9 protein-coding genes are annotated in these 10,089 nt (G+C 37.8%); all 9 read right to left on the reverse strand.

Going from position 1 to position 10,089, the window contains the following annotated elements:
• Nucleotides 1-42 precede the first annotated feature (42 nt).
• From K9V48_RS21575 to K9V48_RS21615, 9 genes are read right to left on the reverse strand one after another with little or no spacing between them, the layout of a single operon-like run.
• A complete protein-coding gene (locus K9V48_RS21575; RefSeq protein WP_224141204.1) occupies nucleotides 43-2,280 on the reverse strand; it encodes a CD3337/EF1877 family mobilome membrane protein in 2,238 nt (745 codons plus the stop codon).
• Nucleotides 2,281-2,291: 11 nt separating this feature from the next.
• On the reverse strand, nucleotides 2,292-2,741 hold the full coding sequence (locus tag K9V48_RS21580) for a hypothetical protein (RefSeq protein WP_224141205.1): 450 nt from the start codon (nucleotides 2,739-2,741) through the stop codon (nucleotides 2,292-2,294).
• Nucleotides 2,741-5,191, reverse strand: a complete 2,451-nt coding sequence (locus K9V48_RS21585) for an ATP-binding protein (RefSeq protein ID WP_224141206.1) — start codon at nucleotides 5,189-5,191, stop codon at nucleotides 2,741-2,743. The genes K9V48_RS21580 and K9V48_RS21585 overlap by 1 nt, the downstream gene beginning before the upstream one ends.
• Before the next feature lie 11 nt (nucleotides 5,192-5,202).
• Nucleotides 5,203-5,592 (reverse strand): TcpE family conjugal transfer membrane protein, encoded by a 390-nt coding sequence (locus K9V48_RS21590; protein WP_224141207.1) that lies wholly within the window; start codon nucleotides 5,590-5,592, stop codon nucleotides 5,203-5,205.
• Entirely contained in the window at nucleotides 5,589-5,819 is a 231-nt protein-coding gene (locus tag K9V48_RS21595; protein ID WP_224141208.1) for a TcpD family membrane protein, read from the reverse strand. The genes K9V48_RS21590 and K9V48_RS21595 overlap by 4 nt, the downstream gene beginning before the upstream one ends.
• Nucleotides 5,820-5,824: 5 nt before the next feature.
• On the reverse strand, nucleotides 5,825-6,871 hold the full coding sequence (locus tag K9V48_RS21600; protein ID WP_224141209.1) for a conjugal transfer protein: 1,047 nt from the start codon (nucleotides 6,869-6,871) through the stop codon (nucleotides 5,825-5,827).
• On the reverse strand, nucleotides 6,868-8,841 hold the full coding sequence (locus K9V48_RS21605) for a type IV secretion system DNA-binding domain-containing protein (protein WP_224141212.1): 1,974 nt from the start codon (nucleotides 8,839-8,841) through the stop codon (nucleotides 6,868-6,870). Before K9V48_RS21605 ends, K9V48_RS21600 begins: the two co-directional genes overlap by 4 nt.
• Nucleotides 8,807-9,598 carry a hypothetical protein gene (locus K9V48_RS21610; protein ID WP_224141210.1) on the reverse strand — a complete coding sequence of 264 codons (792 nt, stop codon included), beginning with the start codon at nucleotides 9,596-9,598 and terminating at the stop codon, nucleotides 8,807-8,809. The genes K9V48_RS21605 and K9V48_RS21610 overlap by 35 nt, the downstream gene beginning before the upstream one ends.
• 8 nt (nucleotides 9,599-9,606) lie before the next feature.
• Nucleotides 9,607-9,810, reverse strand: a complete 204-nt coding sequence (locus tag K9V48_RS21615) for a hypothetical protein (RefSeq protein WP_224141211.1) — start codon at nucleotides 9,808-9,810, stop codon at nucleotides 9,607-9,609.
• Nucleotides 9,811-10,089 lie beyond the last annotated feature (279 nt).

Here is a 10,089-nt window from a genome sequence, read left to right on the forward strand (position 1 = left end):
ATGAAACGAATGATCATTGCACCAGAATGCTCCTCACCAACATCATTTTCGTTTTTTATCCTCCTTCTCTTTTGATTTCCTGCTTTCTGATCTTTTGACCGTTTCAGTAGAATGGTTGTTTTTCTTTGCATTGAGTTTTTGTTGTACTTCCCATTGAGTGAGGTGTTTGCCTTGTTCCCTTGTAGCCGCCACCTCATTACGGCTTTCTTTTCTCTCTGATGACTTTCGATGAGGGGATGGTTGATAATTTGCTGCATCTGCTGTTCCTTGACTAGAAGGCTTAATCCCTTCGCTTCCTCTACCCTCTGTCTGTTTAGTTGAACCAGGGTTCCTAGCTTCCGAAACAGATCGATTAGAATTTCGAGATGATTGACTAGAGTTATTATTTTTCGCAGCTGCTATCTCATTTTCCATTCTTCCAGACGGCTTACGGTGAGGGGATGATTGATAATTTGCTGTATCTGTTGTTGGTTGAGTAGAAGGCTTAACCTCTTCATTTCTTCTACCTTCTGACTGTTTAGTGGCACTAGAGTTTCGAGCTTCTGAAACAGGTTGGTTAGAATTTCGAGATGATTGACTAGGAGCATTTCGTTTCCCAGCACCTTCTCCTTTTTCGCTTTTATAATCATCTAGATTCACAATTGCAGCTCCAGCATTTCTAGACGCTGATCGTGTGGTTGCTTCTGATGCTACCCCTGCATTTGTATTTTTTGATCCTTTTCCAGTTTCTTGTTGTTCTTGAACTTGTTTCTGTCCTGATGTCCCTTGCATTTGGGGTGTATTTTCCCCAACCGCTTTTCGGTGTTCAGATCGTTCAACTGATACTGCTGCATCATTGGAAAAGGTTCTTCGGCCTGCGCCTTCTCTGTTTGATAGAAACTCTTCTTGACGTTTTTTTCGTTGATGGTTTTTATACGCTTTACCCACCATCCTTTTAGCACCTTTGAAACCTTTTTCGCCAGCATCACCCATTTTGTCAAATGAATTTGTTGTAACTCTCTCAACCGCTTGCTGACCTTGAAGCATGCCAGCTGAAGCAACCTCAAATATTTCATGGCGATATTTGAATAGCCCCCACATAGTAATACAAATTAGGAAGACCACAAACGCATATCCTTCTACACCGTTAGTGACTTTGACTGATTCATACAGTAATGTAACAATCCCTGTAATAACAGCAATTAAAAGAACTAGTCCAGCTTTCATAAGCAGCACACCCACTATCTTCTTCGCGTGATTCAATGCGCTTTCGCTATAAGAAGGGATTAATGAAAGAACAAGTGGAATAGCTGTAAAAATCACTAATGCCAAAAACCATACTTGAAGCAAAAACTTAAAGATTCCTAATAACAAGACTGGAATTGAAAGAGCTATAGTAGAAATGATTGTGATAATGAGATATCCGAACCGTTCTCCACTAAATTCCGGCGACATTTGCTTGTTATCAAAGTTAGAAACTTCTTTTTTAACAATTGCTTCTCTTTGTTCTTGTCCTTCTGCTGAATATGGTTTAATTTTCAATAGGTTATCAACTCGATTAGGATTTTCGCTAATAACATCAGCCTCTTTTGTTGAGCCATAATTCAAGAGCAAATACGGACGTTTGACCATAAGATTAAATAGTTGATTTTCTAGTACTGCAATTCCTTCCTTGGGATTATACGCTGCATTGCTGTCGAATTCATCGGAACTAATAAGTACATTTGCCGAGCTGGCAATTCCTTCGAGTTCCGCCCCTCTGTCATTCAACCATTTTATATTTCCTGTCGTATCAGAATAAAACCAAAAAGTGAGAACCATGATAATCAAAGCACTAGTGATTGCTTTTACCGCATGACCAACTTGTTGATTCACGAAATAACGCCAAGCTGCTGTTCCTCCCACAAAGATGACAAACAAGGACAAGAAGGTTCCAGACATAATCTCATAGATTCGTTCACTCATAATTCCAGCTTCATTCACAATGCTACTAATTAAATCAAAAGACATTAATTGATTAACAGAATAAAGGGTAAAACTAGTGACTGTTTTATTAAATCCCCACATTCCTTGATTTATGGCATGTAACGCATTATCTGCAGCATTTTTAAGGCCGTCCCCAATATCTGCTTCCATCTTGTAATGATCGAGGGGATATTCCTTACTTTCTAGGATCACACGTCCAACAGTTTCTTCTTTTTTCTCAACAGTGGTTGCTGCATCTTCCGCTAATGACGCAGTTGGCAAAATAACAATCAGCATCATGATAAAAATGAGCATACCCTGTTTCAGGAATTTCATCGAATCCCTCCTTATTTACAGTTGATACATGCTGCTCGTTCAAATTCCCCAGAAACTTCCTCCCGTACAATATCCAAGCTCTGACTAGTATCTACTTTCCATTCGTCACTTTTTTTACGAAAAAGGATATTATCCTCAACTAAATTTTCACCATTAGGATTTTTGAAATCTGCAAAAACATAATACTGTTCCAATTCTTTGTCATGGTAAATTTCAAAACGAATATCTTCATACTTCAATCCTGAATTGATTTTTTTATCTCCTTTATAAGCTTCATAAGAGCCCTCTTCATAAATAAATCCTTGTTGTTTTTCATAATCACGATCATAGTTTGCTTTTTCCCACTCATATGCGATTTTTGCAATATCTTCAGGTGAATTTCCTTTCTCCTGAGAAACACTCTGATTGCACCCAGCTAACAGTGCAATCAAAGCGACTAAAGAGATTAATAGTTTTTCCATTAAATAAACGCCTCCTCGTTTTCTGCTCTACCTCGATCATTTTCTTTTGTGTTGAAGGCACTTATCCACTCATCAAACAACACATCCGTTTGAATTTTTGCAGTTCGCCCATACATATCTTCAACGATGCACTGACCTTCCGTCAGGTTTTTCAGCATATCCCGATTGGCTTTGTTATCTTCCATTCCGAGAAACTCAATAATATTTCCTGCTTCTTCAGTTGTCTTCGCTTTAAAAGCAAACTTTGTGCCAATATTTTCTTTGATTTGTGGCTTGTTATATTCATAAGTAGACTGTGTGATGATATAAACCGCTGATCGTAAAGAACGTCCAGTACGCAATAGTTCGTTAATAAGCCGATCACCAGCCCCTGTATTCATAAGCATCCATGCCTCTTCAAAAATCGTTAATTTCACGACTGAATCATCACGGGCAAACTTTGTAGCGAATTTAGCCAATGGCTGCATCAAAGCAACCGCAATGTGTTCATCTCGCGTAGAAGCCTTTTCTCCCTCTTCTGGAAGGTTCAAATTTTGGATCTGCAAAATATTCACTTGCTCATGAAGGCTAATCCCTTCAACATTGCCATCTGAAAACATTAATTTGGCAACACCATTTGTACCAACCTCATAAAGAAGGTCTCCAACATTTTTTACATCCTGATCCTCGGACGCTTGCAAATAACGAACAACCTTTAAAAGACCTGGCTTCTTTTCTTGATTAAGAACATGACGGACACCCTTATAAATGGCCGTTTTGACATTTCGCTCGTTCGATTGAAGCTCTGATAGATATTCAAGAACCCCAACCGCTGCATCTTGTGCTTCTTCCCCTTCAAGAAATGTAAGGGGGTCGAGCTTCCCTGCATCCTTCTTCTCACTCGATAAAGTGATATAGTTGAAACTTTCAATCAACTCTTTAAAAAAAGGCGCTGTACGCTCCAATTCAGGTGTAAGAGCTTGTTTGAATTTCTTTTCGACTTCATTTTTTGGATCCGTCATCAGAACTTTGGCTCCAAAAAAGACCGAATTAAGTAATATATCTTTTAATAGATACGATTTCCCCATCCCGGTTGGTCCCGAAATAGTGACATGTGGTGATGAGTACTTAGAACCCTTTAATCCTAGATGCGCTAAGAATGGATGATAGAAAACAAGAGATTGAGAGCTTTCAATACTTTCACCCTCATGTGAGATATTTTTTCCGAGATAAAATCCGACGGTATTTCCAATTTTTCGTGTAAGAGAAAAAAGTGATTCAGCAAACGATTCAGGTGTTAAAATTTGTTCCCAATCTTCTGCGATAATCTTTGCTGCGGGTAATGATTGATGAAATAAAAGGAGTTGATCTGCTAACGGCTGCACAAGTTCGATTTGCTGGTCTTTAAAATCGATTTTGAGCCTTCTGGCTCTTTTTCGGACCTCTTCCCTTGTTTGACCGTAAACAACAAAATTGATGTGGGTTCTGAGGAGTGGTTTACCCTGATTTTTGATTTGATTTTCTAATTCATGTAACAGCTCACGCCCTGTATTAATTAAGCTGTCATCGTCTTCGTTCGCTTCAATGAGTTGAGCATCTTGGTCACGAAAACGTTTTTTAATGATATTCGTTCGGTTTTCATCATCCTTTTTGGTCTTATAGATTGTGCGCATATTGACTTCTACAGGAAAATGATAAGACTGGAAGAAATATGCCCATTCTTTATAACTTAAATCAATAGGGAATTCGGAAACTGGAAGAAAAGCACACCACGATTCATGATCTAATTGTTTAATATTTAGATAGCCTGCTTTTCCTGGGTCGAGAATGCCCTCGGTAAGACTATAAACACTTCCCTCACCATCAGGTTGTCCCTGTCCCCTTACAAACTGATGACGAATAATATAACGCAACTCTTTCTCTTTTAAACGATACGCCCCCAAATACTGATTAAGGGTAGTAAAAGCATCTTCTTCGGATTCTTTAAACATACTGGCAGTCAACTCATCAACTTCGTTTCCACCAAAACCCGCAAGCTTTTGTAAATAACGATTCATGCTCTTAAAAGAAGAAGAAAACGTACTTATGATGTTTTCATCTAACTCTCTTCGTTTCAATTTCACTCCAATAAAAAACTTATATTCTACAACATTTTCAGCCTCTTCTCGCAAAATCTCTTTTGCCCGTTCAGCGTAATATCTTCCTATCTCAGCGTATTTTCCTTCATACTGTTCTTGAAGGCTATCCATACGCTTATCAATATCAACAGGGATAGGGACAATTTTATAATCAATTTCTTCAAAGGTTGATAATTGCCAACCAAGTCTTTGAAGACCATTCACTAAATTATTTTCAGCTTCCTGTTCATTCACGCCTACCGTATTTTCCTGTAACCGATAATAGGACCAAGCTTCGTGATCATGTGTGTAAATAACATTTTCTTTATAAGATTGAATTGGAAACTGTATCATGTATCCACCACCTAATTGAATCGCTCATAAGACTGTGCTTTCTTCATTTGTAGCTGGTAAACAGGTTTATGGCTGCTATAACTAAAACGCTTGTTATAAAGATATTGGAAATACCCGATAAAGAAACGATCTAGTCGCTTACCATCCAGTTTGCTTCTACAAATCGCTCCAGCGATCATCCACGGCAACACGGCATAAAATGCTAGCTGTAAAGCTGTCGGTAAAAGTTGATTAATGCTTCCTCTAAAAAGAAAGAAAAGCCCAAAAATCAAAACAGCCACAATGATCTGCCTGATTTCAATTCCTTTCGAAAAGACGAGAGATTTCTCACCTTTCCCAATTTTCCAAATTTTCAAGGGGTACTTAAAGAACTTTCGGTAGCTATAAGCTGCTGACCTCAATTAAGCCCACCACTTTTAACTTGATTCCAAAGAGCTGTTGCCAGGCTTTCAAATTCTCCTGGGTTAGCAACAATGACGTAACAAACAACCGCAAAGACGAAGCTAGAGAAAAATTGTCCCCAACGTTGCGATATGAATGCTCTGACAATCATGACAATCATGATAATAAACAAAACAGCTGCGACTTGGGCAGAAACATAATCTGTAAGACCTGTTATATCTGGCATTTAAATCATCCTCCTAAAGTGTGTTTTAATTCTTGAACATAAAATTTATTGTTCTCTTTGCTCACTACAAGGGTAAATGGATGTTTCGTTTGCAAGCCTGTACTGGCCTCCTGTAAGAGCACAAGCGTCTTCACAAGGTATTGCCCTTCTTTCTCTCCATCATAAACCACAAAGTCTTCTAATCCCTTATACTCATAATGATCTTTAAGAGATTCAGGATTTTCCATCAAATAAGACATTTCCTCAATCGAATTTGTCGTATACGAAGTGAAAAACTGAGTAGCAAATTGTTTTAATTCATCTTGGGCTTGTACATTCTTTTTCGCTTGATCCGTTTGATTTTGAACAGCTGCTAGTCGTGTTTCGCTCGGAAGATCCTGATAATAAGGCTGTTCAATGACATTAAAGGAATTTCCGTCTGTACCTAACCTAACGACAATCATTTGCTCTTTCCTACCCAACGATTCGTCTGCCGTTGTGACTTTTTCTTCATCTTCCCCTTCTACTTGTTCTTTTTTCTCAACAACGTTAAAAAGCTCATAATCTATATGAAACACATAACTACCTGCATCCTCGTTAACGTCCTTCACATCATATAAGCTAGCACTCTTCAAAACTCGTTTTCCTTGAAACTCTGAAAGATTTTCTAACTTTCCAACATTTAACCCTTCAGCAAGAAAGCTTTGGAGCGCTTTAACACGTTCTTCTCGCTGTTTTTCGTCATTAGGTATGTTGATATACGCCTCAATAAATTTATTCGCATACGTTTCACCAGCAGGCGAATTAGCAAAACCGATTTCATTTAAGCTCGCAATCTGCGATGTGGCTTCATCCTGATAAACGTTTACTTTTTCATTTAAAAAACCAGTTCGAGCCCATGTTTGGAAAGTGAAAAAGATGACCCCAAATAATACAAGCCAAAAAGCGATTGAAAATGCCATTCGACCATTAAAACGGGATGATTTCAAACGCCTATCATCTTTCAAAACTTTCTTCCTGCCTTGATCTACGTTCTTTCTCAGACCATCCCTCAACTTGACGAAGAAATTCATTTAATCCCTCCTAGGTCTAACGCATTTCGAACATACACACGACGGAAATAAGTATCACTATCTTCTTCCTCTACCATCTTTCGATTGATGAAGATTTCACCGATTTGGAGATTTTTAATTTCGCTTGGATTCGCTTTAAATCGGTCCACATCACGAACTGTTCCCATACTAGATTCATAACGTATTTGCGGATATTTCTTCTCAATTTGCTGTGTAATTTCTCGGTCAGAATACGTTCCAAATACTTTAGCTATTCGCTCTGCATCCTTTGAGGAATTCACACGGCCAGTAGCGATAATGTTACAGTTAGAGATAATTTGTTCTGTCATAATCGGGTCAATGGCATCAATATCAGATAATGTTTGAGTAGAAATAATACATTCAAAGCCTGCAGAACGTGATTTATTAACAATATCGACAATCCTGCGATCTCCATAAGCAGAAAATTCATCGTATACACCAAAAATAGATTTGCGCCCCTTCGCCTGCCTGTAAGCCACCAAACTATTAACATCTAGAATAATCATCTTTCCAATCTTTTTAATGTAATCGGCATATCGACTTCCAGAAATACTGAAGATAACGACATCGTTGTTATCCGTAATTTTTTGAAGGTCTATCCCTTTCTCACTCTCGACAAACAAATGCCCAAGATCGGATTCTAATAACTCTCCTAGCTGCATCTTCAATCGAGTAAGACAACCCTCTACGATTTCTTCAGGAAATTCATCATCTAAAATCTTCTTAATACGTTGCATACCTTCTTGAAGTTTTGTAACAGACCGTTTTCGAGTTTCCACAACCGTTTTTTTGATTGTTTCTGTCTTTGGTTCTGCTGAAGCAATGAATCCGCTTAAATCGTCATCCTGAGACGCTAAAGTAGCATTCCCTACCACAACTTTTTCCTCTACTTCAACTTCAATTTCTTCTTCAATCTCTACCTCTATGCTGTGTTCCTTGAAAAACTCGTTCATAGACTTTACATTGGTTAACCTTGCGATTGTTTTAATTTCTCTTGGCACACCTGCTTCATCGATCAGTTTGACTACCAGTTGTAAGTATCGGGAAGCAATATCCGTATAATAAGCTCCGTCCCCTTCACTCGAAAAACTGAAAAGTGACATCAGCTTATCTCGTGTTTCAGTAGGTGTTCCATTCTTAATCGGGTTATACGTTAAATCATCCATTTCAGAAAACAGATAAACGTTCCTTCCATATGCTTCACACAAAGCTTTAAATTCAAGCATAGACTTTCGTTCACCCTTACCATCCATGAAAATAATAGGCTTTTCCTGTTGTAAAGCTGACTCCATTAATGAAGCAATTAACGTCGTCTTTCCTGTACCGGTTCCTCCAGTAGCAAGCATGTGATAGTTTAGTTCTTTTGATTCAAGCGCTACACGCTCTTTAAAGTCTGTGTAACCAACAAACACTTCTTTTGAAGGCTTGTCACGATACTTTTTTTGCTTCTTGTCCAAAAACTTAACCCGATTTTTACGAAATGCTTTATATTTCTGCTCTGCCTTTTGTTTTTGCACTTCACCAGCTTTAGTAGTAACTCTCTTTTTCCAAAAAAACTTAGCAAATATAAAAAATCCAAACGAAAATAATAACGCTAATCCTGCTAACACCCCATATGAAGACGCAGTAGACTCTATTGAATCACCATCATTTAATAACCGCTCAACGCCTGTTGACATATATGGGACATTCATTTCTGAAATTAAGCCAAAATAAGTAAGAAGTGTCCCCGCTTGAAAATGCCAAAATAAAATAACAAATCCAACGCAAAGCGCAACATAAGAAATCCACTCACGCTTAAATAGTTGAATAACCGCAAAAATCAACATTCCCACTAAAGCTGGAAGAAAAAAGATGATTCCGATCATCCCAACTAAACCATACATTACAATCTCACCGACCATACGATCAGTTTCAGTTTGTTGTGGCTCCTGCTGGTTCTTCATCATTGGATCCACTTGGCATCACCTCTTCCCAACGTTCGTCTACTATAACCGAAGGGATTTTTCGAACCGAAATTTTATTCGCATTAATTAATCGTTGCTTTGCTTCATTGACCACATTGTGTATTTTCACATCATCTGCAAAATAAATAACCTGATCATATGAAAAAGGTTGATCTTCCAGGCGTTCATTTGATAGCAATTCCTCAAAGAGCTTAAACTTTTCATCATAACGTTTTCGCTCTTTTTTATTCAGCTCCAACTCTACCCAGGTAGTCGTAACTTTCCCATCGGCTGATTTAAAAAAGAATACAACATCAGGTATTCGATCCCGTTTCGCATTATAGGCTTTTAATTTACTTTGATTATCTCCCTGGCCAATCATCGAATGACGTATTTCTCTTTCAGTCCGATATTTAAATTCAACACCTTGATTCTCTGCTTGAAACTCATAAAAAAGAATCAAATCTGTTATCAGAAGATCATGCTGCATAGTATAAATCGAGGCTTTCGTTGGAACAGTAGCATTGACATTCGTTAATTTCCTAGCTTCAATTGTCCCCAAATAAACACCAACTTTATGAGCAATTCGCTCATGTCTTACAAGCTTTTTACCTTCTAATTTTCTTAGTCTTCGATAAACACGATGAATATTTGGTTCACGAAATTTCAACATGATGTGCTTTGCCGTAACCATTCCATTCCTCAAAATAAACGTGAGATACTCCAAATCTTTTTCTTTTAACGAAGTATACTTCAACATTCAATACATCATCCTTTTCTAGCAAATATAGGAACCACTCTCCCTTTTAAAAGTTTACCAGAATAGTAGCAAATAGCATAAACAAAAAGTGCAATAATAACCGTAAATAAGAACACAACTAATTTAAGGGTTTTACCAGTAATCCAAAACAATACTCCGCAAACAAAAAACAGTAACCCAACGTAAGATGTAATCCATTTATTTACCATCAAAAACACTACACCACCCTTAAATATTCAAATGATTTCATTGAATATTTATACATAAAATACACTATTCACCTTATTCTAATATCTCTCCTATTTTTAAAGTCCCTTGACCTTGAACTATCCCTTGACCTTGAACTTATCCCTTGACCTTGAACTATCCCTTGACCTTGAACTTATCCCTTGACCTTGAACTTATCCCTTGACCTTGAACTTATCCCTTGACCTTGAACTTATCCCTTGACCTTGAACTTATCCCTTGACCTTGAACTTATCCCTTGACCT

The organism is Metabacillus rhizolycopersici (assembly GCF_020075705.1).

Excerpts from the sequence above, each read along its gene's own strand:
- K9V48_RS21600 (WP_224141209.1), bottom strand. The coding sequence starts at position 6,871 with ATGAATTTCTTCGTCAAGTTGAGGGATGGTCTGAGAAAGAACGTAGAT.
- K9V48_RS21580 (WP_224141205.1), bottom strand. The coding sequence starts at position 2,741 with ATGGAAAAACTATTAATCTCTTTAGTCGCTTTGATTGCACTGTTAGCT.
- K9V48_RS21610 (WP_224141210.1), bottom strand. The coding sequence starts at position 9,598 with ATGTTGAAGTATACTTCGTTAAAAGAAAAAGATTTGGAGTATCTCACG.
- K9V48_RS21605 (WP_224141212.1), bottom strand. The coding sequence starts at position 8,841 with ATGATGAAGAACCAGCAGGAGCCACAACAAACTGAAACTGATCGTATG.
- K9V48_RS21575 (WP_224141204.1), bottom strand. The coding sequence starts at position 2,280 with ATGAAATTCCTGAAACAGGGTATGCTCATTTTTATCATGATGCTGATT.
- K9V48_RS21595 (WP_224141208.1), bottom strand. The coding sequence starts at position 5,819 with ATGCCAGATATAACAGGTCTTACAGATTATGTTTCTGCCCAAGTCGCA.
- K9V48_RS21585 (WP_224141206.1), bottom strand. The coding sequence starts at position 5,191 with ATGATACAGTTTCCAATTCAATCTTATAAAGAAAATGTTATTTACACA.